Origin of the sequence: Parabacteroides caeci (assembly GCF_023656795.1) — a bacterium.
Lineage (GTDB): Bacteria > Bacteroidota > Bacteroidia > Bacteroidales > Tannerellaceae > Parabacteroides > Parabacteroides segnis.
The window spans coordinates 59,741-86,735 of the sequence record NZ_JAMOKT010000012.1 but is presented as its reverse complement, the minus strand read 5'-3'; the positions used below and the strand labels follow the sequence as shown (position 1 = coordinate 86,735).

17 protein-coding genes are annotated in these 26,995 nt (G+C 45.9%); 12 read left to right on the top strand and 5 right to left on the bottom strand.

Going from position 1 to position 26,995, the window contains the following annotated elements:
* Window positions 1-9: 9 nt before the first annotated feature.
* The 4 genes from NBH15_RS08435 to NBH15_RS08420 all read left to right on the top strand — a co-directional run bounded on the left by NBH15_RS08435 (window position 10) and on the right by NBH15_RS08420 (window position 3,995).
* Window positions 10-759: an RHS repeat domain-containing protein gene (locus NBH15_RS08435; protein ID WP_250822447.1), complete on the top strand. Its 750-nt coding sequence runs from the start codon at window positions 10-12 to the stop codon at window positions 757-759.
* Between the two features lie 47 nt (window positions 760-806).
* Window positions 807-2,699 carry an RHS repeat domain-containing protein gene (locus NBH15_RS08430; RefSeq protein WP_250822446.1) on the top strand — a complete coding sequence of 631 codons (1,893 nt, stop codon included), beginning with the start codon at window positions 807-809 and terminating at the stop codon, window positions 2,697-2,699.
* A gap of 117 nt (window positions 2,700-2,816) precedes the next feature.
* A complete protein-coding gene (locus NBH15_RS08425; protein ID WP_250822445.1) occupies window positions 2,817-3,500 on the top strand; it encodes a hypothetical protein in 684 nt (227 codons plus the stop codon).
* A 30-nt stretch (window positions 3,501-3,530) separates the two neighbouring features.
* Window positions 3,531-3,995, top strand: coding sequence for a hypothetical protein (locus NBH15_RS08420; protein ID WP_250822444.1), 465 nt, complete (start codon window positions 3,531-3,533; stop codon window positions 3,993-3,995).
* A 359-nt stretch (window positions 3,996-4,354) separates the two neighbouring features.
* Here NBH15_RS08420 and NBH15_RS08415 read toward each other — a convergent pair whose 3' ends face one another.
* Window positions 4,355-6,436, bottom strand: coding sequence for a BT4734/BF3469 family protein (locus NBH15_RS08415; protein WP_250822443.1), 2,082 nt, complete (start codon window positions 6,434-6,436; stop codon window positions 4,355-4,357).
* Window positions 6,433-6,822 (bottom strand): HU family DNA-binding protein, encoded by a 390-nt coding sequence (locus NBH15_RS08410; protein WP_186958776.1) that lies wholly within the window; start codon window positions 6,820-6,822, stop codon window positions 6,433-6,435. The genes NBH15_RS08415 and NBH15_RS08410 overlap by 4 nt, the downstream gene beginning before the upstream one ends.
* A gap of 485 nt (window positions 6,823-7,307) precedes the next feature.
* On the opposite strand from NBH15_RS08410, the gene NBH15_RS08405 reads away from it, so the two are divergent.
* The gene (locus NBH15_RS08405; protein ID WP_250822442.1) at window positions 7,308-9,050 is read left to right on the top strand and encodes a PD-(D/E)XK nuclease domain-containing ATP-binding protein; all 1,743 of its coding nucleotides are present in this window, start codon (window positions 7,308-7,310) and stop codon (window positions 9,048-9,050) included.
* Window positions 9,051-9,084: 34 nt separating this feature from the next.
* Here the strand turns inward: NBH15_RS08405 and tsaB are convergent, their stop codons facing one another.
* Window positions 9,085-9,780, bottom strand: a complete 696-nt coding sequence (gene tsaB, locus NBH15_RS08400; protein WP_250822441.1) for a tRNA (adenosine(37)-N6)-threonylcarbamoyltransferase complex dimerization subunit type 1 TsaB — start codon at window positions 9,778-9,780, stop codon at window positions 9,085-9,087.
* 211 nt (window positions 9,781-9,991) lie between these two features.
* On the opposite strand from tsaB, the gene NBH15_RS08395 reads away from it, so the two are divergent.
* The 7 genes from NBH15_RS08395 (at window position 9,992) to NBH15_RS08365 (ending at window position 16,359) form a co-directional block, all read left to right on the top strand.
* The gene (locus NBH15_RS08395) at window positions 9,992-10,864 is read left to right on the top strand and encodes a YicC/YloC family endoribonuclease (protein ID WP_250822440.1); all 873 of its coding nucleotides are present in this window, start codon (window positions 9,992-9,994) and stop codon (window positions 10,862-10,864) included.
* Window position 10,865: 1 nt separating this feature from the next.
* Window positions 10,866-11,435, top strand: coding sequence for a guanylate kinase (gene gmk, locus NBH15_RS08390; protein WP_007657745.1), 570 nt, complete (start codon window positions 10,866-10,868; stop codon window positions 11,433-11,435).
* A complete protein-coding gene (locus NBH15_RS08385; protein ID WP_128133779.1) occupies window positions 11,432-11,611 on the top strand; it encodes a hypothetical protein in 180 nt (59 codons plus the stop codon). The genes gmk and NBH15_RS08385 overlap by 4 nt, the downstream gene beginning before the upstream one ends.
* Complete coding sequence (gene nadD, locus NBH15_RS08380) at window positions 11,593-12,192, top strand: nicotinate (nicotinamide) nucleotide adenylyltransferase (RefSeq protein WP_128133780.1); 600 nt, start codon at window positions 11,593-11,595, stop codon at window positions 12,190-12,192. Before NBH15_RS08385 ends, nadD begins: the two co-directional genes overlap by 19 nt.
* Before the next feature lie 83 nt (window positions 12,193-12,275).
* On the top strand, window positions 12,276-14,006 hold the full coding sequence (gene lysS, locus NBH15_RS08375) for a lysine--tRNA ligase (protein WP_250822439.1): 1,731 nt from the start codon (window positions 12,276-12,278) through the stop codon (window positions 14,004-14,006).
* Between the two features lie 11 nt (window positions 14,007-14,017).
* Window positions 14,018-15,013, top strand: a complete 996-nt coding sequence (locus NBH15_RS08370) for an NAD(P)H-dependent glycerol-3-phosphate dehydrogenase (protein WP_007657739.1) — start codon at window positions 14,018-14,020, stop codon at window positions 15,011-15,013.
* A gap of 2 nt (window positions 15,014-15,015) precedes the next feature.
* The gene (locus NBH15_RS08365) at window positions 15,016-16,359 is read left to right on the top strand and encodes a glucose-6-phosphate isomerase (RefSeq protein ID WP_244050235.1); all 1,344 of its coding nucleotides are present in this window, start codon (window positions 15,016-15,018) and stop codon (window positions 16,357-16,359) included.
* A gap of 166 nt (window positions 16,360-16,525) precedes the next feature.
* On the opposite strand, the gene NBH15_RS08360 is transcribed toward NBH15_RS08365, so the two are convergent.
* Both NBH15_RS08360 and NBH15_RS08355 read right to left on the bottom strand, forming a co-directional pair.
* Window positions 16,526-17,338 carry a hypothetical protein gene (locus NBH15_RS08360; protein WP_250822438.1) on the bottom strand — a complete coding sequence of 271 codons (813 nt, stop codon included), beginning with the start codon at window positions 17,336-17,338 and terminating at the stop codon, window positions 16,526-16,528.
* Between the two features lie 12 nt (window positions 17,339-17,350).
* Window positions 17,351-26,938, bottom strand: coding sequence for a LamG-like jellyroll fold domain-containing protein (locus NBH15_RS08355; RefSeq protein ID WP_250822437.1), 9,588 nt, complete (start codon window positions 26,936-26,938; stop codon window positions 17,351-17,353).
* Between the last annotated feature and the right edge of the window lie 57 nt (window positions 26,939-26,995).

Below are 26,995 nucleotides of genomic sequence, written 5' to 3'. Positions count from 1 at the left end.
TATACGGATATGGTCTATGACAATAAAGACCGTATTCAAAAGAAATCTATGCCGTTTATGGGAAGTTCACCATCTGCATGGAACACTTATAGTTACGATAGTTATAACCGTGTGACAGCTATTAATTACGCATCTGGAAAGAAAGATACATATTCATATAGAGGACTGAACCAGACATCTTTAATAAAAGGCGTTTCACGAACAAAAACATTCGATGCTCTGGGAGATATCATATCAATTTCAGATCCGGCTGGTACAATAACTTACAGTCTTCGTCCGGATGGAAAAATAGCTTCAAGTACAGCGCCGGGAAATGTTAAAATCGTTTTTTCATACGATCAATGGGGACGTCAGATCAGCATCGCTGATCCGAGTGCCGGCACAAAGAACTTCGCTTATGATGCAGCAGGTAATGTAAACAAAGAAACAGATGCTAATGGCAAAGTGACATTGATGACATATGATGCGGTCAATAGACTCATCAAAAAAGAAATTGTCAACGATTTCACGTCGAATTACTCATATAACTCAGACGGTTTACTGACATTATGTAACAGTACAAACGGTACCAAGAAAGAATTTACTTATGACAATCTTCTGCAGGTTAGTACGGAAACAGAAACCGCAATGGACGGTAAATGGTTTAAAAAAGCGTATACCTATTCAAACGGCAACCTGTCTTCTACTGTTTACACGTCACAATCAGGCAATATAGCAACTGAAAATTACATTTATTCAATGGTACTCTTTCAGAAATAAAGCTGAACAACTCCACTACTATATGGAAAGTAACCGGAGAGAATAATATGGGACTGGCAATATCTGAAGTTTCAGGTCCACTGACTCGTACTTACGGATATGATGCCTATGGTATGCCTACTTCCAGAACAATTAAGAATGGCGGAACAGTTATTCAAAATGCAGCATATAATTTCAATGCATCAACCGGAAACCTGAATTGGAGAAAAGATAATGGCCGCAATTTAACTGAAAATTTCAGTTATGATAATCTGAACCGTTTAACTTCCTTCTCCGGTAAGACAATCTCTTACGATGTAAAAGGAAATATTACGGACTACAAAACTGTCGGTCAGTTCACTTATAGTTCCTCCAAACCGTATGCAATAGAAAATGTGACTCCATACGGAAATGAGATTCCACAACGTATTCAAACCATCACTTACAATACCCAGGAGCGTCCGTCTACCATTTCCGAAAACGGATATGTGGCAAACTTCAACTACAATACAGACGGGAATCGGGTAAAAATGCAAGTGAAAAAAAACAACTCCACCTATCAGACCGAGTATTATTTCTCTGATCAATATGAAATAGATATCAAAGGATCAACTACGGTCGAAAGACTCTATCTGGGTGGTAATGCATATTCTGCTCCGGCTGTTTACGTTAAACAGAATGGAACCTGGAACATCTACTATCTTGGACGTGATTACCTGGGAAGTATTACCCATATAATGAATTCATCCGGCAATCTGACTCAGGAACTCAGTTATGATGCCTGGGGAAGACTGCGCAATCCGGTGAATCAGACACTCTATGCTATCGGAAACGAACCCGCATTGTTCCTTGGAAGAGGATACACGGGACACGAACATCTGCTTATGTTCGGACTTGTCAATATGAATGCACGATTATATGATCCGGTCATTGCACGTTTCTTGTCACCTGACCCCTATATTCAATCACCTTTTGACACTCAAAACTTCAACAGATATTCATACTGCATGAATAATCCGTTATTATATATGGATCCATCCGGTGAGTTTTTCCTGATCGATGATTTGGTATTAGGCATAATTGGAGGTGTTATTAATCTGGGTGTAAATATCTTCAGTGGAAACATACATGGTAATGTATGGCAGATTATTGGCCAGGGAGCGGCAGCTTTTGGTTCTGGATTCGTTGCAGGAGCGATAGCTGAATATGGTCCGGCGGCATGGGCGGCAGGAGGAGCACTCGTAGGAGCGACAAATGCCTGGCTAGGTGGAGCTACCGGAACTGATATATTACTCTCTGGTGTTGCAGGTGGAGTTGCAGGTTTGGCCGGAGGTTTCGGAGGTCAACTGGGCAGCAAACTAGGGGCAGTTGTAATCAATGGATTCAAAATCACTACTCCCATTATAAAGAGTGCTATTACCGGAACATTAGGCGGTATGGCAGGTGGTTATGCCGGAGGATTTGCCAGCACCTTCGCGGTTACCGGTGATTTGGGTGCGGCAGGAAAGGCAGGTCTGAAAGGACTGGCATCAGGAAGTGTTTCCGGTCTGGTAATGGGAACCGGCAGTTATTTGAAATATGCTCAAGAGAACAATCTGAATGTTTGGAGTGGCAAACCTAAAATGACCAACGAAGAGCTGATCCAAAAGGCTGGGGAATATGCAGAAAAGAACATTACAGACAAAGGCCATGTTGGTGGATCAAAGAAACATGCTTATGCAAGTAAGTTCTTGAAACATTATCAGAATCTTTATGGTGATAGAGGCATTGATGTAAATGTTTATTTTAAAGATGCAACCGGTGTTGGAATTTTGGATGTCTTGGATAATACCAATGGCATGATCTATGATTACAAATTTGGTTATCCCAATAAGACTGCAACTCAACTAAATAATACACAACAGATGCAGAGATATAGAAATCATTACCATTTACCATCAAAAATAATTCATATTCATTAATATACTCAATCCCGTTTTTCTTATAAATATTGAAAATCAAACATTATAAGAAAAACGGGATTAAATCTTTTGTACTAAGATTATTATTACTAATTTCGCTTTATAAATCATAAAGATATGGCTTCAGCAAAAGAAAAAAAAGATATATATAAATTATGGGGAAAAGCTTTTCCTAATTTGGCCACTTTTTCTCCAACAGCCTTTTATATGACATTGGATATCGCAGTTGTAGGTATCAAGTTAATGCCTCTAATAGGAGGAGAAGAATATCGGCCACATTTCATGTGTTTTCCTTTATGGAAAGAAAATAATGAGACAAATATGGATGAACTGATGTTCATGCAAGAACTCCGCAATGCAAAAAATATGCAATTAGATATTTCTTATCTGGCTTCTCCGGATACAATAAATAAAGCAATTGATGCTACTCATAAACAAGTAGGTGCATGTATACAAGAGCACGTACACGTAAAGGATATTTTTGGCATATTAAAAAAACAATTTGCCTATCTTCCCGTCCAAAGAAATCCTATTCTTCAATCCCTGTTATTGGAATATGAACTTATGATTGCCTTGTATATCAATAATCCCAACTTCATTAATGAAGTTAAAGAAGTGATCATTAAAGTATCAAAGAATTGGAACCCTGAGTTTTTCGAGCCGCAATGTGGAAAAATAGAAGACTGGCGCAAACAACTTTTTGATAGATTGGATAATAGAGATAGTATCCTTAAACTGATTCAAAAAAACTTGGATGAAGGTAAAATAGCTAAATTACCACGGTCACACATGGTATATTAAACGAGCACAAATAAATTAAATCGTAAAAACATGTTTATAAAAAGTTTCTTTTCTAGTTTATTCAGCAGAAAAGACAAAATAGAATATACAACTGGTGAAGCTTTATCTCTTGAAAATATCTATCTACCAGAATTGGAAAAATATCCAATATGGATATATGCCTTAGATAGAGAGGTAGAGTATGACGAGAATCAAGATGAATCCTGGTTAGAGCCAATCACAAACTCTATGAATATAACCAACGATCTTGTCGAAGCATACATCTTTTTGAAAATAAAAGAGAACGATTGTCCGGCTTTCGGACATTTGGACATTCAAAGAATGCAGCTTGATGATCTTTGGTTTTGGGATTTTGGGAATAAAGATTGGATTGAACTCCGGAAACTCAGTTTTCCATCTCCGATTCATCTGATTTCAGTTCCGTCTATTATGGATCAGGCAGCAGTAGAATTTACATACAACAAAGATAAAGATACAGCCAGCAGATTCCTATAATTAATAAACCGGTTACAACATATATAATAATGTATGTTGTAACCGATTTGTTACTACTCCTTATAAATTTTAAACATCATCTATTCATGCAAATCACTATCCTTACCTGTAATTCTAAAATTTCTTCCGCAAAACCGATTTGAAAGAAATACCCTTCGGTACAACAACCGAAACTTTTATATTATGCCATTATCGAAAACCGCCAGATCAATTTTCTAAACAATGAAACAAACTCTCATACTCTCATTTCCAAACACAACATCCTTATAATAATACAGTTAGCGCCATGACAGTTGTAAAAAACAACTATCATGGCATCTATCATACTATCACGCAGCATTCACATAACAACATAACAATCAACCATCTACCTCTTCCAGATAATAACAAGTCCCCCGCATCGTCCGCTTATTCGGTACGTTATTTCGCTTCAAAAGTTTACCGAAGTTGAGTATCATCTTCTTTGTGATAACAAAACCGGGCTGTTTCTCTGCTATTTTATCCAGTATCTCCGAAGCCAGTACAGGCGTAACACTTTCCGGATCGGCAGGAATGCTGAAATAACGCAAAAACAACTGCTCTTCTGCCGGGATTTGTTGGAAACTCCGGTTACTCTCAACCACTGCCGCCTCCTCTTCATGCGTAAACCAGAAACGTTCCCCACGACACAACATCTCTTTCGCTTCGGCATAAAGCTGTTCATAATCGACCGGCTGGATATAATCGATCAGGCCTTCCACCTCCACACAGATAAAACGGCGGCTCCCGGTCGGATCGGTCAACAAATCAAAATTATTGCTGGTAGCAATAAAAGTGGCATAACGTCGCAAGCTACGAGTCGTGCTTTGGTAAGGCAGACGGGCATTGACTGTCGCTTTCTGTAACACATGTTTCAGAAAACTCTGATGAGAAGCCTTCACCGAGTCAAATTCATCGATATTGATCAAGGCATAGCGGTGCAAAGCCAGTTCTGCCTCTTTCTTATTCCCGAAATCTATACTGTCCGTATAAAAAGGACGAAGCGACGGAGGTAACAGATTCAGGCAAAAAGTGGACTTGCCGCATCCCTGGTCACCTACCAGCAGGGGTGTCGTACTGTTCCCGTGCTCCTTATCCAGTTGCATCCAATGAGCAACCATACTTAGGAACCAACGGTAAAAACAATCGTTCCATAACGGGTTATTGTTAGGAACCCTGCCGGCCATCTCACGAATATGCGGTTTTCCATCCCAAGCCGGTAGATTTGCCAGATACGAATCGATCGGATGGTACAACGGAATCTGATCGGAACATACATAACGGTCTATATCCTTATCCCAAACATTCAACCCTTCTTTTTGAGCCTCCAGGCAAATACTATTACGAACCTTCTGGGTATAAGGCTTATATACAAACTGTATAACCGAACGGTCGAGATATTCCACTCCACCGCTCATCTCATTCATCCGGAAAAAGTAGCGCCGCGACATAAATTCATCCAGTTGCATCACCAACGAAAGGCATTCCGGCAAAGGCAACTTAGTTCCGACCGTTTTCTTCAGCAGATAAACGGAACGGAACACCTGCCGCACCAACAACTCATGCGATTTCAGAGCTTCATACCGCATAGTCCAACCGATAGCTTCCTCCTCCGGGATTCCCAGGCGGCAGCAATTTTGAGCCATCTCGGTGAACAAGGCATGCAGATCATTACTATTACTCCCGGCAAACTTACGGACCGCTTCCACTAACACGACGCTAAACAGAGTGGCAATCTGCGTATTACGTTCAACACCCGGTAACAGGCGTTCGACCGGGTCAAGCGGCACATCCTGAATGATACGGAGATCACTTTCTCCCGGCATCTGCAACGGTTGTTCCAACCGGATAGCCACCGCCGCGGGATTATAATACAACCCGGCGTCATAACTGATGCGTGTCCCTCGCGTCAGCAAAGGTTCTTTCAAAGTGATCATGCTGCTTAACTGCGGTTGAAAATGTCCGACCGCTAACTGGTAGGCCGCCGTATGAAACAGAACGGCTTTTTCTTCATTACGCGGCAACTTGCCATCAGGCAGGGTAAACGGCACGATAATCTTCACCGACTTACCGCTTAATCCTATAAAAGCCAACAAAGTCTGAGGCATAGTGGCAGCCTCTTCACGTATTGAAGCCGCTTCCTCCGGACCGGATAAACCGTTTAGTTCCAGCAAGACATATCCGCTATAATTTTTCATGCGCACTTTCCCTTCTCTTCGTAGAAAAGTTGCTCCCCAAACGATAACGGGTAACTTCCGTACCCACTCATTCGCATGCCCCGGCAGAGAAAAGTGCAGGCTATTGCGCACATTGGCAACTTGTACCCCCATATTCTCAGAGCGTAACATCTCCACCACAGGCTCCAGACTACGTATCTGTAACATAAGCTGGTTTTTCTTATAACGATATTGGCTTACTTTCATTCGAACGGGTATCTTTCAAATTTAAAAAACTTCATTTCTTTACGTAACCGCGATCCCATCCTGAAACAGACCCGCTTCGCCTTTACCCGATGCGGGGTACAGTCTTTTGCTTGTTCATACCCTTCGCTTCCGGCAGCCAGATAAAGGTCACCCATATCTTTCAACTCGACCGAGTAACCCTCTTTTAAACGTTCAAGGATAATGTCACTCATCTCGCAGACGGCGCCCAGCACATCTCCCCGCGTCAATGAGCAACGGTCGGCAATCTCTTCTGCCAACTGGTCGGTCGTGATCCTCCCCTTCGTAACGGGAACTCCATAAAACAGCTTCTTTTCGATCGGACCTGTCTTATCCGATTTCGTGCGAACAACATAGAAATGTGCCATAAACAGGTATTTTAATTTAATAATAATACTAGAAAAACTCACTAAGACGGGGATTTCACCCCTATTTACACCCGGATCAGAACGATGCCTACACCCGGGTCTCCGTAGCATTCACACCCGGATGTCAACAACTTCCTCTCCTTACAAATATAAGAAATATATATTATATAAGCAATGTTTTTCAATAGTTTATTTGAAATAAATCAATATATTTTCTTTGCTTATATCCTGCATTTCCAGTAATATCGTATGAGCTCCATGTATGATGGTTCATGATAGTTAAATGATAGTTTATTTATAGAACTATCATAATATATATTACTGATATATTGCATATTATATAATAAAATGATAGTATGATAGTTATTTTTCAAATTTATATAAGAAAATAGATAGTAAAACACAAAGTAGGAATACTTCCGCAAACATTGTTTTATTTGCCGGAATAAACTAACTTTGTCTCTATATCTTAAAAAGCATCCAACATGAGCCAAGTAAAAGGAATACCATACGGAATATCTGATTTCAAACGGTTGAGAAACGAAAACTTTTATTACGTAGACAAGACGATATATCTGCCGCTGATCGAAAAGATGCCCAGCTACTTGTTTCTTATCCGTCCCAGACGATTCGGAAAAAGTCTGTTCCTTAGCTTGATGCGTACATATTATGATATATTGCAAAAGGATAACTTCGAAAAGTATTTCGGCGATTTATGGATCGGCAGCCACCCGACTGACCAGCGTAACCGCTTTCAAGTGCTTTACTTCGATTTCTCAAAAGCCGGTTGTTCGCAACCGGGAACCGATATGATGACCGGCTTCAACGACTATTGCAGTCTTATTATCAATCAATTCGCACACGAATATGCGTCCTATTACGATGCCGATTATAAAGCTACAATCGAAAATATAGCAAGTGCCAAAGCAAAACTGTCGTACATCGAGATAAAAGCAAAAGAAAAAGGGTATCCGCTTTATCTTATCGTAGACGAATATGACAACTTCACAAATGTCATACTGAGTGAACACGGGCAGAAAATGTTTCACGACCTGACACATGCCAGCGGTTTCTACCGGGAATACTTTAAACAGTTCAAAGGAATGTTCGACCGGATTTTCCTGATGGGGGTCAGTCCTATCACTTTGGATGATTTATCGAGCGGTTATAACATCGACTGGAATATCTCGACCGACGAAACTTTTAACGCAATGATGGGATTCGATGAAACAGATGTTCGTGAAATGTTTCATTATTACCGGCAAAACGATATGCTGACAGGAGACATAGATACAATGATCGCAGAAATGAAGCCGTGGTATAATAATTATTGTTTCGCTCGAATGGCATTGGATAGCGACCGGGTGTTCAATTGTGACATGACACTTTATTATCTGAATTATCAGATACAGAAACATCGCGCCCCCGAAGATATGGTCGATAAAAACATTCGTACGGATTACAGCAAACTCAAAATGCTTGCCCGTATCGACCATGACAGTTCACAGGAAGGAAGCCGCATGAGCACTATTGAAGAGATTGCAGCTAAAGGGGAAATACTGGTCGACCTACACACCTCTTTCCCGGCAGAAAAAGTAACGGATATCGATAATTTCAGAAGCCTGCTTTATTATTACGGTCTGCTCACGATGTGTGGCACACATGGCAACCGATTAAAAATGTGTATCCCCAATAATTGCGTACGTGAACAATACTTTGGTTTCCTGCGCGATTATTATCAACAGTTTCATACAATAAACCTTTCTCACCTGAAAGATTTAATAGACGACCTCGCCTACGACGGCCAATGGAAACCGTTTTTCGAATCCATCGCCCTCGCCTATCGTGAGAATTCTTCCGTACGTGATGCTATGGAAGGAGAAAGGAATCTGCAAGGTTTCCTGAAGGCATATCTGGCACTCGCTTCTTATTACCTGGTAGAACCGGAACTGGAAATGAATTACGGTTACTGCGATTTCTTTTTATTACCCGACAAAAAACGGTATCCCGATATCGGACACAGCTACATACTGGAATTAAAATATGCCGCACGCACGGCAACCGATGCCGAACTCGAAACGCAAGCAGAAGAAGGACGCCGCCAACTATTACAATACAGTAAAGACAAAATCGCTTTACAATTGGCCAAAGACACAACGCTCCATTTGATACTGCTTCAATTCCGGGGTTGGGATTTGATTAAGTGCGAAGAAATAGCTTCCTGCTAACAATCTTCACCGGATGATAGCTTTCAAAACGCTATCATCCCAACACCTTATTCTTAGCGATTGTTGCCTGAAATTCTTTCAGGTAAAACGGCTCGAAATAAGCGACATCCTCAAACTTGTTTCCGGCAAATGCTTTTTCAGACAAGGTTACCATATTAACAGCCAACGGGTGGATGTTATCGATAAAGAGAGCATTCGGAGAAGTAATCACCTCCCGGCATTTGGCTGCACCGTTCCCAAAGAAACAAACTTTCCCTTTTTCCAGCCAGGAAGCATAAGTATCTGCATCTACAATATCAGCAGACGTTTCGCGAACCGTCTTCAAATTAACATCATAGATAGCTGCATACACCTCCATCCGACGGGCATCGAGCATGGCGCAATACAAACAGTCGGACGCATTATTTTGCTGTTCCAATGCGGCAACAGCCAACACTTCCAGCGTAGGAATACTGATCAGAGGTATGCCGTAACCGAAACACAAACCTTTGGCTACCGATACGCCGATACGCAATCCGGTATAAGATCCCGGACCACTGCTGACTGCTACTGCATCCAGCTTCAATCCTTTTTCTTTGGTTACCGCAATAGCCTCTTCCACATAAACACCCAGCAAAGCGGCATGCGACGGACCTTCAAATGAACTCTTTTCAAAAAGCACCTCACCATCAGCCGATAAAGCGACGGAACACACCGAGGTCGATGTTTCAATATTTAAAATACAAGACATAATAGTTGACAGTTGACGGTTGACAAGTGACAGATATTTTTCAATAGAACTCCGCTGTTCATCAACCGGATTAATTGGTCGCAAAAGTACAAAAACGTCTTTATACGAATGAGAAAATAACGAACTTTTTATACATAGAGCCAAATAATTGTCAACCGTCAACTGTCAACTGTCAACTGAATAAGCTATCTTTGCACAAATTTTTAGAACAATGATACAATCAATGACTGGATTCGGCAAGGTTACAGCCGAACTTCCTTCAAAAAAGGTAACCGTAGAAATAAAAGCACTCAACAGCAAACAACTGGATTTATCAACCCGCATCCCTTCTATCTACAAAGACAAGGAAATGCAAATCCGTAGCCAGCTGCTTCAGTCGCTTGAACGGGGTAAGGTCGATTTCAGCATTTATATCGAATATATAGGAAAAGATACTCCTACCCAGATCAACCTTACCGCTTTTGAAAGTTATTACAGCCAGGTTAAGGATATTGCAGAAAAACTGAACATTGCACTTCCGACTGACTGGTTCCAGACATTACTAAAAATGCCGGACGTTATCAAATCTGAAATTGTAGAAGTAGACGAAAGCGAATGGGAAGTTGTTTTCAATGCGGTAAAGGGAGCCATCAAACATCTTTGTGACTTCCGCATCCAGGAAGGCGCCATGCTGCAAAAGTTATTTGAAGACAAAATCGGTAATATCGCCCGCCTGCTGACCGAAGTGGAAGAATATGAAGGCGAACGCATCGAAAAGATCAAAGCCCGTATCATGGACAACCTCGAAAAGGTAGCCAACCAGGATTACGACAAGAACCGCTTCGAGCAGGAAATGATCTATTACATCGAAAAACTGGATGTGAACGAAGAAAAGAACCGTCTCGACAACCATCTGAAATATTTCATCAGTACTATGAAAGACGGGCACGGACAGGGAAAGAAGCTCGGTTTCATCGCTCAGGAAATGGGACGCGAAATCAACACGCTCGGTTCGAAAAGCAACCATGCGGAAATGCAGAAAATTGTCGTTCAGATGAAAGACGAACTGGAACAAATCAAGGAACAGGTACTAAACGTATTATAATATGGCTGGTAAATTAATTATATTCTCCGCCCCGTCAGGCTCAGGTAAATCAACCATCATCAACCATCTGTTAAAACAGAACCTGAACCTGCATTTCTCTATCTCGGCAACAAGCCGTGCACCGCGCGGAACAGAACAGAACGGTGTGGAATATTATTTCCTGACTCCCGACGAATTCCGGGCCCGTATCGCTGCCGGTGATTTTCTGGAATATGAGGAAGTATATACCGATAAATACTACGGCACATTGAAAAGTGAAGTGGAACGCCAACTGAACGAAGGCAACAACGTCATATTCGATGTGGACGTTGTCGGCGGATGCAACATCAAAAAGTTTTATGGTGACCGTGCTCTTTCAGTATTCATCCAGCCGCCCAGCATCGCCCATCTGCGTGAACGTCTGGAAGGACGTGGAACGGATGCTCCCGAAGTGATCGACAGCCGTATCGCAAAAGCGGAATTCGAACTGGGATTTATTCCTCATTTCGATGTCTGCATCGTAAACGACGACCTTGCGACAGCACAGGCCGAAGCAGTGGAAGTAATAAAGGATTTTCTGTCTAAAGAATGAATAACAACAGACAATTATCACGTAAATGGGGATATATTTTCGTACTGACCGGAATCGCGGCATTGGGAACCTGCATTGCAGGCCTCATTTATAAAGAATATCTCATTGCATTTGCAACCGGACTCGTATTCGGCGTACAGGCATTCAACTTTATAATGTGGAAGAAACAACGGTAAAGGAAAACAACAAACTGAAAACCGGAATCTTTTCCGGTTCTTTCAACCCGGTTCACATCGGTCATTTGGCCCTGGCCAACTGGCTGTGTGAGTTTGCGGGGTTGGACGAACTCTGGTTTGTTATCACGCCTCATAACCCGCTGAAGAAACGCGACGACCTGATGGATGACCGGCTCCGGCTCGAACTGGTCGAAGCTGCCATTGCCGGATATACCAAATTCCGTGCCAGCGATATCGAGTTTACGCTCCCCCAACCGACTTACACGATCGACACCTTACGTATCCTCGACCGTACATATCCCGACCGCGAATTTCATTTTATAATGGGGGCCGACAACTGGTCGTTAATCAATCGCTGGAAAGAATCGGAAACGTTAATCACCAACTATCCTATCCTGATTTATCCACGCAAAGGATACGAAATCAACATTCCCGGCAACCTTCCCGACATCCGTAAAGTTGATGCCCCGCTGATGGAAATATCCTCCACATTTATACGCGAATCACTGAAAGCCGGCAAAGATGTACGCTTCTTCTTGCCGGAAGCAATACGTAACCATAAGTGCTTTTCTAATATATAATTAAGTAAACTACTACTCACTTTTATCCAATAAGTGAGAAAAGTTTTGTACTTTTGCGCCGTATTATACAAAATAATAGCGTAATGAATCTATTAGAACTGAGTGAACAGGAAATCATAAGACGCAATAGCATGGAGCAATTGCGCCAAATGGGGATAGAACCGTATCCCGCTGCTGAGTACGTAACAAACGCATATTCCAATGAAATAAAGGCATCTTTTAAAGACGATGCAGAACCTCGTCCTGTAACTATTGCAGGCCGTATCATGAGCCGCCGTATTATGGGTAAGGCTTCATTCATGGAGTTGCAGGATTCGGAAGGCAGAATACAGGTATATATTTCCCGTGATGATATCTGCCCGGGTGAAGACAAAGATTTATATAACGTCGTTTTCAAGAAGCTGCTCGATATCGGAGACATTGTAGGAATCAAAGGCTTTGTATTCCGTACGCAAATGGGTGAAATCTCCGTTCATGCACAGGAATTGACGGTATTATCCAAATCACTCAGACCGCTGCCTATCGTTAAATACAAAGACGGCGTAGCTTATGACGGATTTAACGATCCCGAACTGCGTTACCGTCAGCGTTACATCGACCTGATCGTAAACGATGGCGTAAAGGATATTTTTATGAAACGTGCAAAAGTGATCAAAACAATGCGCGCCGTACTCGACGAAGCCGGATATACGGAAGTAGAAACTCCGATCCTTCAGTCTATCGCCGGTGGTGCAAGTGCACGTCCGTTTATCACGCATCATAACTCATTAGATATTGACCTTTATCTGCGTATCGCTACCGAACTATATCTGAAAAGACTGATCGTCGGCGGTTTCGAAGGGGTTTACGAAATCGGGAAAAACTTCCGTAACGAAGGTATGGACCGGACGCACAACCCGGAATTTACCTGCATGGAATTGTATGTCCAATATAAGGATTACAACTGGATGATGAGCTTCACGGAGCAGCTGCTGGAAAAAATATGTATGGCTGTCAACGGTACATGCGAAACCGTAGTCGACGGCAAGACTATCAGCTTCAAGGCTCCTTTCCGTCGCTTACCTATCTTGGAAGCCATTAAGGAAAAGACCGGCTACGACCTGGAAGGCAAGAACGAAGATGAAATCCGTTCAATTTGTAAAGAATTGAAGATGGAGATCGACGAAACAATGGGTAAAGGCAAGTTGATCGATGAAATCTTCGGAGAATTCTGTGAAGGTACATTTATCCAACCGACATTCATTATCGACTATCCGGTTGAAATGAGCCCGCTTACTAAAATGCACCGCAGCAAACCGGGATTGACTGAACGTTTCGAATTGATGGTGAACGGAAAAGAGCTGGCAAACGCTTACAGCGAGCTGAACGACCCGATCGACCAGGAAGAACGTTTCAAAGATCAGTTGAAGTTGAGTGAAAAAGGGGACGATGAAGCGATGTTCATCGACCAGGACTTCCTGCGCGCACTGCAATTCGGTATGCCTCCTACATCCGGTATCGGTATCGGTATCGACCGTTTGGTCATGTTGATGACCGGCCAGACTACTATTCAGGAAGTATTGTTCTTCCCGCAAATGCGTCCGGAAAAAACAGTAAAGAAAGATGCTGCCGACAAATACGTAGCATTAGGTATCGATGAAGCCTGGGTTCCGGCATTACAGAAAGCCGGTTATCTGACTGTCGACACGCTGAAAGAGGTGAACCCTAACAAGCTGCGCCAGGAACTTTGTGAGATAAACAAGAAGTATAAGCTGGAACTGCAAAATCCTGCGGCCGAAGAAGTGGAAGCATGGATTGCCAACGCAGCCAAATAAAAGGGAATGCTATGAAATTACCCGGTAAAATTGCAATAATGGGAGGTGGTAGCTGGGCTACCGCCTTAGCCAAGATTGTACTTTCTACACAGGATAGTATTAACTGGTATATGCGCCGGCAGGACCAGGTTGACGATTTTTTAAAGACGGGACACAACCCCAGTTATCTGTCTGCCGTAAAGTTCGATACGGACAAAATAAAATTCTACACGGATATTAACGATGCGATTAGCGATTCCGATACGCTAATCTTTGCGACTCCATCTCCGTTCCTGAAACAACATTTAATGAAGGTGACGACCCCGCTGAATGACAAATTCATCATCTCGGCCATCAAGGGGATTGTACCGGACGAGAACATGTTGATTGCCGACTATTTCACGGAATATTATAATGTACCTATGGAAAACATCGCAGTAATCGGCGGTCCGTGTCATGCGGAAGAGATTGCGCTCGAACGTCTTTCCTATATCACATTAGCCTGTTCCAATATCGACAATGCACGTGCCGTCGCCCATGTATTCCAGAATCAATATCTGAACAACTATTGTTGTAAAGATGTTAGAGGAATAGAATATGCTTCTGTTTTAAAGAATGTATATGCGATTGTTGCCGGTATCTGTCACGGGATGAAATATGGAGACAACTTCCTGGCAGTATTTATCTGTAATGCAATCGAAGAAATGCGTAATTTCCTCAATTCCGTACACAGCCTGGAACGCGACGTAACCGACTCGGTTTATCTGGGAGACCTGCTGGTGACAGCTTATTCCCGTTTCAGTCGTAACCGTACGTTCGGGACGATGATTGGAAAAGGATATTCCGTCAAGATTGCCCAACTGGAAATGGAAATGATTGCCGAAGGATATTACGGAACCAAATGTATCCACGAGATAAATGAAAAGTATAAGGTAAACATGCCGATTCTGGACGCCTTATACGATATATTATATGAAAGAAAATCGCCGACTACCGTTATACGGCAGTTGACAGAAACATTTAAGTAGGTATGAAAAACATCAGTATTAACATTGACAAAGCACTGGGCGCTGTTACAAAAGAACAGGTTTACGCACAGGAAGCCAAGGCAAACGAATGTATTGCCACTTTACATAACGGAAACGGAGCTGGTAACGATTTTCTGGGTTGGTTACATCTCCCCTCTTCTATCACGGATGCTGAATTAACAGACATCGAGAACACGGCCAACGTGCTTCGTTCTAAATGTGAAGTTGTCGTTGCCATCGGTATCGGCGGAAGCTATCTCGGCACAAAAGCCGTTGTCGAAGCATTGAACAACAGCTTCGACTGGTTGCAGTCTGACCGTAAGAACCCGGTTGTTCTCTATGCCGGACAGAATATCGGTGAAGATTATCTGTATGAACTGTGTGAAATACTGAAAGGTAAACAATTCGGTCTGATTAACATATCCAAATCGGGAACAACAACAGAGCCTGCCCTGGCATTCCGTATGCTGAAGAAGCAACTGGAAAATGCAGTCGGCAAGGAAGAAGCAAAACACCGTATTGTTGCCATTACTGATGCCAAAAGAGGTGCCCTTCGCACATTGGCAGACCAGGAAGGTTACAAGACATTTATCATTCCTGATAATGTAGGCGGACGTTTCTCCGTACTGACTCCGGTCGGTTTGCTGCCTATCGCAGTGGCAGGTATCAGTATCCGCGACCTGGTTGCCGGTGCCGTATCTATGGAGAAGGCTACAGGTATTGAAGTTCCTTTCAATGAAAACCTGTCGGCTATCTATGCTGCAACCCGCAACGAATTATATAAGAGCGGCAAGAAGATTGAAATCCTTGCTAACTTCCATCCGAAACTTCATTACATCGGCGAATGGTGGAAACAGCTGTACGGCGAAAGCGAAGGTAAAGACGGAAAAGGTATTTTCCCGGCATCTGTCGACCTGACAACCGACCTTCACTCAATGGGTCAATGGATTCAGGAAGGCGAACGCATCATCTTCGAAACAGTTATCTCTGTTGAAAATCCTTCACACAAAGTTGAAGTCCCGACAGACGAAGCCAACTTGGACGGTCTGAACTTCCTTGCCGGAAAACGTGTAGACGAAGTAAATAAGATGGCAGAACTGGGAACTCAGCTGGCACACGTAGACGGTGGTGTTCCAAACATCAAAATCACGATGCCGGAAGTAAATGCTTATTACATCGGCCAGTTGTTCTACTTCTTCGAGAAAGCCTGTGGAATCAGTGGTTATATGCTGGGCGTCAATCCGTTCGACCAACCGGGTGTCGAAGCATACAAAAAGAACATGTTCGCGCTGCTGAACAAGCCGGGATATGAAAAGGAAAGCGAAGCAATCCGTGCACGGTTGTAATTAGGCAATTAGCACCATCCTTACATACTAAAAAAGAGGGTGTGTCAAAACTCTCTTTTTAACAAAATCACCCTTGCTACAGATATCTGTGACAGGGGTGATTTTCATATTTTTGGTGTTTTGACACATCCCCTTTTTTATTCAAATCCAACAGCTCTATTGAACTCTATTGGTTGATGACCGGTTGCCACGAGAGAATGAAAGGATTTTCCTTTGTACCCAGTACACCTTTGTTAGTGAACAAAAACGTCTCATCCGCCTTGTAAATGCCACTGGCCTGTTGGCTATAGTACAAAAAGTAGACCGGTGCAGTTTCGCCTTTTTTGCCACGAATATCGAACTGAAATAACTGTTTCCCATCTACTTCTAACGGCGAACCAACACCTCGGCATTCATCACCGACGAAGGCAGCCAACTGATCCGAAGACCTAGGTTCAAACGGCAGTTGTACGTTCAACGCTACAGTAGCCGTCATTACCTCCGGATACTTGCCTGCCTCTTCAAATGGTGGAACAATCGGTTCGGAGAGCTTCCCATACGATCCGTTCTGCTCGAATTCGAACAACTCGTTACATACATACAACTTCTTGTTTTTGGCACTGTAATACTTCAACGTCACTTTCTGGGTTTCCGAAGCATTACCCCGGATATAGAGGAAGAACAATCGTTCTCCCTCGTACACCTGCGATCTCACCATTCCCCGACATTCATTACCGATGAAAGCAGATATTTCGTCCGAATCATCGGCATACGCTTCAAGAAACTCAGACAGCCGAATCGTGCCCGTCATGCTGAATTGGAATACACCGCTTGCCGGGACTTCTTCTTCCCATTTCGGTTCCGGATCATCTTCCTTCAAATCCAATTCCCATATCGGTTTCTCCACCACTGTCGGCATCAGTTCTTCTTTGTCATCCTGACAGCCCACCACACATGTGGAGGCTATCAAGATCATTATATAACATAGATAGTGTTTCATCTTACTGCTGTATTATCGTTTACTAAGTTTATAAACATGTTTTTCGCCATTGATCACAACTACCGCCATGTAGACACCTTTCGGCATATCGGTATTCACATCGATGCGGTACTGGAAATAACTGTCGCTCGTAGTCTTCGTCTGATAGCGGTGAAGCATTTGACCTGCCATTGTGTAAAGTATGATCTCTACACGGTCACCAGTATTTGTACGGAGCATGAAATTCAGTTCCTGGTCAAACGGATTCGGGTAAACCGAAATCTCCAAGTCGTTCACGAAGTCGATAATCATCGGTTGGTTAATGTCACCTCTTACGCTATTGGGCGCATAATCCAACATGGGAGAAGTCTCCGCAATGACCTCGCCACCCCGTTCAAGGGCAAATGAGATACCTTCACTGCTTTCTCCTCCTACGCTGAGGAAGAAGAGAGGTTCGCCATCTGCCGGACGTTCCATTACCATCGCTTCACCTCTCAATTCTCCGTCTGCGTATGCCAACAAGCGGTCACCAATATGAAGAGGCAAACTACCCGCCACCGTAGCTACAACTGACATATTGCTTGCGTACTGTCCGGCAATACTCGAAATGCCTTCCGTCTGTATAGCCACTGCACGGGTTGCCAAGGCACTACGTGTCGTTGTTCCGGCAGTTACTTCCGGATAGGTCAAAGTTGTAGCTTTCTTGCTGTTCAACATATAACCTTTACCCGGTTCCATATAAGTCAGGCTACCCAACCAACCGGCTCCTTCGTTGTACATTGCAAAGCGATCTTGCGATTTGATGATATCACCTTCCGTAGCCTCAAACCCCGCCAAGGCTTCTGTGATCGGCAAGTTTACAGTCGGCAAGTAGGCAATGTAGTTCCAGTTCGGACGGATATTCAATGTCAGGTTCTCCGCACCATGGATAGCAGAACCAGCCACGCTCAATTTCTGTACCACCGGCGATTCAAGCAAGAACATGTGCCGGTTGTCAAACTTCAACGTGTTGTCCGGGTTATTGTTCACCCATTTTTTACGATTGCCGTCATATTCCATATAAACACCGTTCGTCTCATCCTTCACCTTTTCATCCCCTTCAAAAAGAGCTTTGTTCAGGATGTTTACCGGCGTGGAGAACAACTCGCTCGCCACATTGTAGGAGATCCAGTTCCATCCCTTGATCAACTGGATATTTTGTACCACACGTTCTTCCGCATCGAAGATAACCGGAGTAGAAACTGTCCCTTTTACCACATCGCAATCAAAAGCAATCTCTTCGGTCGGATAAGCTGTATAAACCAAACCTGTGCTGGCATCCCACGTGCGGAACTCGATCTGGTTCGCATTCAGATGTTTCTCATTACTGTAAACCGTCAAGAAGGTAAACCACATATCCTTTGCCTTCAGATACTGGCTGTTTGCCACACCAATACAACGGCCAGTCATGTCAAACGCAGCCAACATATCTTCGGCATCTGCCGAGAAAAGGTTGTTGATGCGGACACGTCCATAAATATTCATATTATACTTGAAATCCCCCGGATTGACCGTCCAGTCCGGCTGTTCGTCAAACACTTTCAACGTGACAGGCAACGATTCAGCTACGTTGTTGTCGCCTTTGACATAGATCACTTCGTCGTAGCGGCCTACGTTTGTCCCTTCGTCTATTGTGAAAGTAATCGCTGTCCGTCCCTGCGGTTCGATGGTACCGGATTCCGGCATGGCATCCAACCAAGCGGGCAGGCCTTCAATCTTGAAGTTTTTGGCTGTTCCGCCCAAGTTCTCCACATCGACGGTGAATGACATCGTTGCATTCAGCTTCTTCTCTTTCGTTATGGATTTCTGGCTCCACTTCAATTGGTTGCGGTCGATGTAGGCACTCCAGGTCACCGGGCTTTCCATCAGGTTGCCGTTCAGGTCGCTCACGTCCTTCACGGTAAAGTTGATGGTCGTCTTCTCGATAGCTTCCGGTGTATCCATCAGGTTGATGACCAAAGCGTCTTTGTTGACAACAAACGTGAAAGGGATAGACGTTTCAGGTCCTTTCTTGCATACGGGGGCCACTTCGCTGGTTGCCACGGCTTTTTCCAATGTGACCAAGGTCGAGTCGGTCACCAAATCTTCCCCGCTGTAGACCAGTTCCTGGATGTTCGCGCTGTTCTTGATATACTTGCTGAATGGCAAGAACATCATCAAGCCCATTTCTGTACCGTCCGGCGATACGTTGTAGTTGCTGGAGATCGTCGAGGCCGGCAACGCCATGTTCCAGATACGCAATTCGTCGATCGCTCCGTCAAGGAACATATCCGTGTGGCTGACCATCTGTTCTGTTTCCGTCCAGCGACGCGCGCCGGCATAGAGTTCGGTAGAGCTGAACCCGCCTACGTTTGAAGCGTCGAAATAGCTGTTCAACACACCGTCCATAAAGATCTGGGCATTACCAGCCGTCCGGTTCACGGTCAATACGAAGTGATGCCATGCACCATCGCGGAAGCTGCCCGATACCTTTTGTTCGTACCCGTTGTTGCGGAACAAGAGTTCGTTGTTCACGAAACCGACGAATACCTTATCCCTATTCCCGTCAGCCTCTTCGCCGATCCCCTTTCCGTTGGCTACTAATGTGGCGTCTCCTTTCTGTCCGGCTGCTGCCTTGAACCAGAACTCTAACGTGTAGTCACTTGTGTTTGGCAAGGCGATTTTGGATGTCTTGACGCTCATGATGGCGTCCTTGCCGTTGAAAGCGATGGACTTGCCGTCCTGTGTGCTCCAGGTCGTGCCATACATATAGGCGGTGGCCCCTTGCGCCTTGTCTGTTGCCATGTCACCCTTGCCTTCGTTCATCCGGTAGTAGGCGAGCAATCCGGATTCGCGTCCGGTGTAGATGCGCAGCGAGTTGGCGATCAGGTCTGTCATGCCGATCACTTTGGTCCAGAGACGTGCTTCGTGCATTTGTCCAGCAAAGAAGTGGCCGCCCTTCATGCTCCGTCCGAACAGGATTTCTCCGCTTCCGCTGTACGGAACGGTCTGTAGGCCGGTGATCACCTCCTGCCCGTTGTGGTAGGCAGACAATTGCTGGTTGGCAGCGCGGTAGGTCATGGCGATGTGCGACCATTCGTTCTGTTTCAGATTCAATACCTTGGAGGTATATTCAGATTCACCGATGCGGACTTTCAGGCAGTTCTCTTTCGTCACGGTCAGTTCCAGCGCGTTGGCGGTGTTGCCGTGGCTGAAGAGCGTCATTTCCTGTCCGACGGCAGAAGGATTGATCCACATTTCCACCGTGATGTCTTTGGCTTCGAGGTTGCGTGTCACTTGGGTGGCGAGGTATGAGCTGCGTCCGTCGAACGTCAACGCGGTCGAGTGGTCGCCGTTGGAACCGTTGCGGGTTCCGGTCACGCGGAAGTTCTTCACCTCCGTCATGTAGCCCTCGGCAATCGGTTCATTGAAGGTCAAGCGGATTTCGTCGCCTACGTTCAGGATGCCGTCTGCCGGTTCGATATTCCCGAAGACAACCGGCCGTTTCGTGTCTTTCACTCCGGTGATGACCGGCGATTCCTTCGTCACGAACTCGTTGCCCACCTTCGAGAAGCTCACGGCACGGATATCGTAGTTCTGGTCTTCCGCCCCGAAGAAACGGGTTGAAATGGTCGCACCGTCGATGAACGCCTTTTCTCCGGATGCTTCTTCATAGAACGTGGTGTCGGTGAAGAAGCTACAAATGTTGGTCCAGCGCGTGTCGGCTTCCGACGATGCCTTGTACTGCACTTCGATATGGTGGAATCCTTGGAAGTTCACGTCGAACCCGTCGATGGTCAACGGCAGGTAGTACTTGCCGGTTGAGTCGGTCGGCGAGTTGGTGTTCAGCGTCCACTTGTCGGTCGGGCTCTTGATGTTGATGTCCGACGACGACGGGATGAAGTGGGCGGAGATATAGACCGTGTCGGCAATGATTTCCTGGAAGCCGGTCGGGTCGGCCTGGCATTGCGAGCTTAACACGATTGCCAGGTCTTCATAGTCATACTCCGTTCCCCGACGGATTTCCAGCGTCTTTTGCAAGACTTCGCCATAGTCGACCAAGATACCGCGCTTGTCGGCCAAGGGCACACCATCTATCGAGAACTTTGCCCCTTTCTGGTTTTGTGCATCTACGATCGAGAGGTTGAAGTAGCAACCTTCAGCCGCTTCCGATTCGTTGTAGAGGTTCAGTACGAATGTGGCGGCCTGGTCGGACGGCACGTTGGAAACAACCGGCTTTTCGGTCGAGATCTTCGGATTTTCAATGCGCAAGGTAGGCGCATTGAGCCGTGTGCCCGGTTGGTAATATTCCGTCAGCAATTCGCCTTCATACGGACAACTGGTCGCACCGCCTTTCGTACGGAACACGAAGCTGCCGAACTGTTTCCCGCTATACTTGTTCAAGCTGTCAGCGATGATCGTGTTGAAGTCTCCTTTCGGCGCCGGTGCCCGAAGAACGTCTACGCTCAGGTAATCGTCGTCACCCTCATCGGCCAATACGAAACCGATTGTATTGTTCTCTTCGGACGAAGACCCGCTTTCCGTGTCTTTCGTGCCATATCCCAATTCTTCGATTGAGACGACAAGACCGCATTTGTTTATCGTGAATCCCAAGTCTGTGAGCAATCCCCCACCGGAAATCAGATTGTAGGTATGGGTATGTTCGGTCATGTTCGAGGTCTGTTCGGAATATTCGACCATACCTCCGGCATGGAACGAGTAGTTATCGACCAAATCGCTGGCCGTTGCCTTTTCCCGTTCGTTCATTTCGAGCAGGCGTTCCCATTCCCGTAGGCTCTGGTTCAAGACATAAACCGAGTCGCACGTTCCGGTGAACGCTCCTGTCGGTAGGACGACCGTGTAGCTGTCGCCATCGGAGAGGTACCCGTCTTTCAGGTTGTCTTCTCCATAGCCCTCTTCGTCTGCCTTGCGGTGCGTGATGTAGACCGGTTGGTGGGTATTGTTGGCCATACTTTGCGCTTCCGACATCGTAGTCCCGTAGGGAGCAAAGAGTGAGTTGCGCACGGCGCGGATGTTATCCATCAGCGTGTTCTTGATATAGACCTGCGGATAGGAGAAGAAGGTCGAGTGCATGACTCCGACACTCAACGCTTTCCGTTTGGCGATGACATAACCGTCCGCTTCAATCAAAGGTGTCTGGACCTCCCCGTAGAGCGTCCCTTCTCCTTTCGCGTCTATCATACGTTGCCATTCGTCTTTCGCCATGATTGCGATTTCGTCGGCCGGCCCATACACGATATTGCTGGTCGTTCCTAAAAACAGGTCGCCATCCGCACCGACATAAATCGGGTCGTCGCTTGTCTGGTAGCGGTTGGTGATGGTGAGTGAAACAGATGATCCGTTTGCGTCACTGCTGGAGACTTCATGTTCTTCCTTGATACCGACTGTATTGATAATGTCGTTGGTCATCATCATGCCGATTCCGGTAGTTGTCGATACCCCGTAATAACCGTTGAGTGTCTCGCTTCCATGCTGGGCTTTCCCAGTTGCACGGGTAGAGTGGTAGGTATAGGTCTGCCCTGCCTCGCAATAGGAATAGCTGTGGCTTCCGGGAGGGTCGCGCAGGATGTTGAACAGGGTGATCGGGCCTGCCGATACGAAGCTCGTTCCGGAGACACGCAATCCCAAGATGTAGGCGGTCAATTGCGGTGCGGTGGTTCCTCCAACGGCAAAGTCCAACGTCTTTAAACCGCCAAAGTTTGCAGCGATGTCCGGGCTGTTCACCTCGATCTCTACTTCCACCACGCCAGTATCATCCAGTGTGGCGCTGCCCTGTGTCTGCGTATTCATTTCGTTCGTAATCTTCAACTCGCCGCCTTGTGTCGGTACCATGTCTACCACGACATCATCACCATTTTTTACGTTGTTGTAGTAGTAATCTTCGTGGCTGGAGACCCGGAAGATGTAGTTCGCTTCATGGAAGACCGGATGTCCGAACAGGTAGCTGCCCGTCTCCTTGTCGTAGAGCGTGACCTTCTGGTTGTCGCCATCCTTGGTCGTGGTCGTGAAGGTCTCGTCGCCGAAGTAGGCGAGCGCCTTTCCGCCCTTTCTATCCAACTGTTCGTAGGTCAGTACTGGGTTTACCCGATAATTATAGTTGTATTGGGCGTTGTAGGTAAACCGGTGGGCAGTGCCTTTGTCGTCCGTATATTCCGATGTCTGCTCGTCGAAACAGTTTGTCAGGTTAAGCGTCTGGCTCGTCCCGTTCAACAGGTTGTCGTAGCCTTTCACCTGGATTTCTTCTATCTTGTATTTTTCGGGGTAGAGCCAGGCGGTAAATTCGCCGGTAGCATTGTCGGCATGAATCAGGATTTCCGATTTCTTGTAATCGACCTTGTTCGTGTGCGAACCGTCGTAATGTTCCACCGTTTCGGTTTTCTCCTCGTTGCTCAGTTCAGCGGAGGCGTTTCCTTCCAATGTCAGTTTCAGGTAGATGTCATCGCCGAGGTTGTTCTTCGAGAGCGAGAAGCCTAATGGCTTGTTCTGTTCGACCGTACCGCCTGCCACGCGGCCGATCAGCTTCACCTTCGTCTGGTCCCAGAAGCGGACATCGGCCAGCGCTTCTTGGTAGTTGATGTTGCTGCCGTTGCTGTCCAACAGGCGGCCGTCGTTTTCGAACGTATGGTTGTGCTTTTCGACTCTCACCGTGTGTGTGCCGGAGGAAACCGTAAAGGTGAATTGCCCGTCTTTGCTGGATTTTACCGGTGCACCGCTTCCATCGGTCACGATCGTCCCGTCAACCGTGAAGGTCGCGTCCTGTACCGGGATGGAACTGTTTTCATAGAATACATACCCGCTGACCGTGATGCTGGAATTGTCCTTGAAGTCGATCCCGTTGACCACCGGTTGGCTGGAACCGAGCGTCGCGTTGATACTTGCCGGGGTGAATTGATGCCCCGGATAGCGAGGTGTGATCATATAGATACTTGAAGTACCGACGTAGGGCAACCCGCTGATCTGGTAGTTGCCGTTCGGACCCGTGAAGGCACGGAATCCCAATTGGTCATTGGTCGGATAGTCATCGGTAGGGGTCGCATTCGTCAGCAGGATGCGGTTCTTGTGGTAGTTCGTCCCCGTGTAGGCAAGGTCGTATGCCTCGTCTGATATCGGGTCGTTCAGGCGCCAGTAGCCGGTCAGCCCCTCTTCGTTTCCTTCCAGGATGCGGTTGTAGGTGTTGGAGACTTCTTTCTTTGTTTCGTCCAATGCTTTCGACCAGACGCGCACTTCGTCGATCTGGCCGGCGAAACCCTTGCCGGCTGTCACGTGTGCTGTCTCGCTTTTCGTGCCGATATTTCCGGAAGCGATTGTTTTAACCGCCTTTTCCCCGTCGATGTAGAGCCAAAGCGTCAGGTCGGTGTCGAACACGGCTGTCAGTTGCGTGAACTTGCCGGTGGGCAATGCCGCCTCTGCCTCGTACCACCTCGTTCCGCCGTTGGCGCTGATTGCCGCCTTGCCTTCCCGGATGCCGATGGCATAGCGGTCCCATTGGAAGAGCGTCACGTTCTGCCCGGCTTTTTGGGGTTTGACGAAGAGCTGGAGGGAGGCCTCTTCCGGCACCTCCATTTCGCTACGTGTCTGCATATAGCTGTTCTCGTTTCCGGCAAACGAAAGGCTCTGCCCGGCCTTAAGCTGGGGGTCTTTCGGTTCTGCCAATACCTCTGCGCCTACCACGGCATCGCCATACTTGAAGAGGATTTGCCCGGCAATCGTACCGGTGGGGCTGCGGAACCCGCGTTCGATGTCGGACTCTTCCCGGATGGTCTTATCAACGCATTTCAGGGTGGCGACTACGCGGTATTCATACATGATTCCGGGATGTCCCAGTTCGTGGTTGTAGATATAGGACGTTTGCGTGCCGCCGGTTACGGTTTGGAGCATTTTCCAATTGGCATCCTCGCCCTGTCCGGCCAGGTATTCCCGGCCAAGGATTTCGAAATTCTCGATCGGGTTCCCGTCTGTCTCCCATTGCACGGTGGTGCGGTTGGGATAGTAACCTTTGGAGGCGACGATGGAGGTGATCTTGCCTATTTCCGACGGCAGGATCGGCGCGTCCGGGTCGATGGTGGCGACGACCTCTTTCTGTGCCGTGTAGTTGTTGTTGCCCGGCTTGACATAGACGGTGTAGGTGTAGTTTACGCATGACACGTTCAGGTCGTCGATTATGTAGCCGTTTTTGAGGTCTTCCTCTGTAACCGGTATTTCATCCGTTTTCGTGTTGTTCCCGCCATAGTCCATCGTCCGCTTGACGATTACTTGTGCGCCATCTGTCCAAACTTTGTTGTCCGTTTTCGTGTCCAGCGTCCAGGATATCTTGGCTTGCTGGCTTGATTCCCAGTTCAGGCGTTCGGCGGTGGCGGTGGCGACGTTTTGATGGGACATCGTTTTTTGGATTGAATTGGACTTAACGTATCTCCATTCCCATAAACTGGCGTGGTTACGACGAAGACGGTAGTAAAGCGTCCCGTTCAAATTATCTGCGCCCGTATTGTCTGTCAGGGAATAGTTGGTTTGCCCTTTGTTAAACTCGATTGTACCGACTGATTTCACGTTTTGTGTGAATCCATTATCGGAGGCACGTTGTACTTCAAAAAGTCCAGTTCCGAAGTCGTCCGCATTATTATCTCCTGTGATAGTCCAACTGACTTCGGTATTTCCATTTGCAACATCCTTCAGTTGGATTGTTTCCGGGTAGCGGAACGGTAACAGCTTGATAGTTACCGAACGTTGTGTATGTGCATAAGGGTGCAATTTGTAATGATACGTGAATTTCACATCCCTGCCTGTGTTCCGTATATCATAGTCTTTGCTACCGGTAAGTGCTGTGCTTACTTTATTACTTTCACTATCCCACTGAATACGGGAGTCGTCTTTCGGAGTTGAAAGACCGGAATATGTCACCGTGTATTTACCTGGTGTCTGCGACATGGCATAACTTAGTTGTGGGGTATTGAATGTACCGCCACTACAAGAAGTAGGGGATCCTTCCAGTTCTTGTATTCCATTGCCATCACCATTATAATCGACATTCAGTTGTACCTTAAACTCCAATGTTTTTCCTGCAAATTTAGAAGGAATATACCAGCGGAAAGAAACTTTGGTTATGACAAACTTCTCTCCTTCATTTATCGTTTCTTCTGGAAAATAGTAGCGTTCTTCTCTATTATAAGGAAAAGCTTTCCAATTACCATATCTATCTTGAATATAAGGAAAACCATCTTCATAATGAGAAGCGTTATAAACACTTACCCATTTATCCCCGCCATCTTGCCAACTGTCTTCCTTTTCGATAGTCGAAAAGTTTAATGCTTTTTCCCAAGATCCTTCACCGGCGACTTTTACCCATAGCCAGCCTTCATGAATGCCTTCGTCATCACCATCGGATTCATAGACCGGCAAATCCAATTGGACATATCCTTCTGTTGCAATACGGTCGGTCAGTCTTGCCCGGCTCGGATTTAAATAGTTGCTTGCTCCAGCCTGCTGCCCGATCGCCAGCAGCACCATCCAAAGCAACCAAACCCCGAATCTAAGGCGCATCCGCCTCTTTTCGGGGTCTCTTTTTAAATGTATATCAGTATTCATTTGTTTGTTCTTAAATTAGGTGTATTTGTCTTTTTTTGCCTCACGCCGGCATTGCGT

Coding starts and splice junctions, on each gene's coding strand:
- NBH15_RS08435 (WP_250822447.1), top strand. CDS start 10: ATGGTCTATGACAATAAAGACCGTATTCAAAAGAAATCTATGCCGTTT.
- NBH15_RS08430 (WP_250822446.1), top strand. CDS start 807: ATGGGACTGGCAATATCTGAAGTTTCAGGTCCACTGACTCGTACTTAC.
- NBH15_RS08425 (WP_250822445.1), top strand. CDS start 2,817: ATGGCTTCAGCAAAAGAAAAAAAAGATATATATAAATTATGGGGAAAA.
- NBH15_RS08420 (WP_250822444.1), top strand. CDS start 3,531: ATGTTTATAAAAAGTTTCTTTTCTAGTTTATTCAGCAGAAAAGACAAA.
- NBH15_RS08415 (WP_250822443.1), bottom strand. CDS start 6,436: ATGAAAGTAAGCCAATATCGTTATAAGAAAAACCAGCTTATGTTACAG.
- NBH15_RS08410 (WP_186958776.1), bottom strand. CDS start 6,822: ATGGCACATTTCTATGTTGTTCGCACGAAATCGGATAAGACAGGTCCG.
- NBH15_RS08405 (WP_250822442.1), top strand. CDS start 7,308: ATGAGCCAAGTAAAAGGAATACCATACGGAATATCTGATTTCAAACGG.
- tsaB (WP_250822441.1), bottom strand. CDS start 9,780: ATGTCTTGTATTTTAAATATTGAAACATCGACCTCGGTGTGTTCCGTC.
- NBH15_RS08395 (WP_250822440.1), top strand. CDS start 9,992: ATGATACAATCAATGACTGGATTCGGCAAGGTTACAGCCGAACTTCCT.
- gmk (WP_007657745.1), top strand. CDS start 10,866: ATGGCTGGTAAATTAATTATATTCTCCGCCCCGTCAGGCTCAGGTAAA.
- NBH15_RS08385 (WP_128133779.1), top strand. CDS start 11,432: ATGAATAACAACAGACAATTATCACGTAAATGGGGATATATTTTCGTA.
- lysS (WP_250822439.1), top strand. CDS start 12,276: ATGAATCTATTAGAACTGAGTGAACAGGAAATCATAAGACGCAATAGC.
- NBH15_RS08370 (WP_007657739.1), top strand. CDS start 14,018: ATGAAATTACCCGGTAAAATTGCAATAATGGGAGGTGGTAGCTGGGCT.
- NBH15_RS08365 (WP_244050235.1), top strand. CDS start 15,016: ATGAAAAACATCAGTATTAACATTGACAAAGCACTGGGCGCTGTTACA.
- NBH15_RS08360 (WP_250822438.1), bottom strand. CDS start 17,338: ATGAAACACTATCTATGTTATATAATGATCTTGATAGCCTCCACATGT.
- NBH15_RS08355 (WP_250822437.1), bottom strand. CDS start 26,938: ATGAATACTGATATACATTTAAAAAGAGACCCCGAAAAGAGGCGGATG.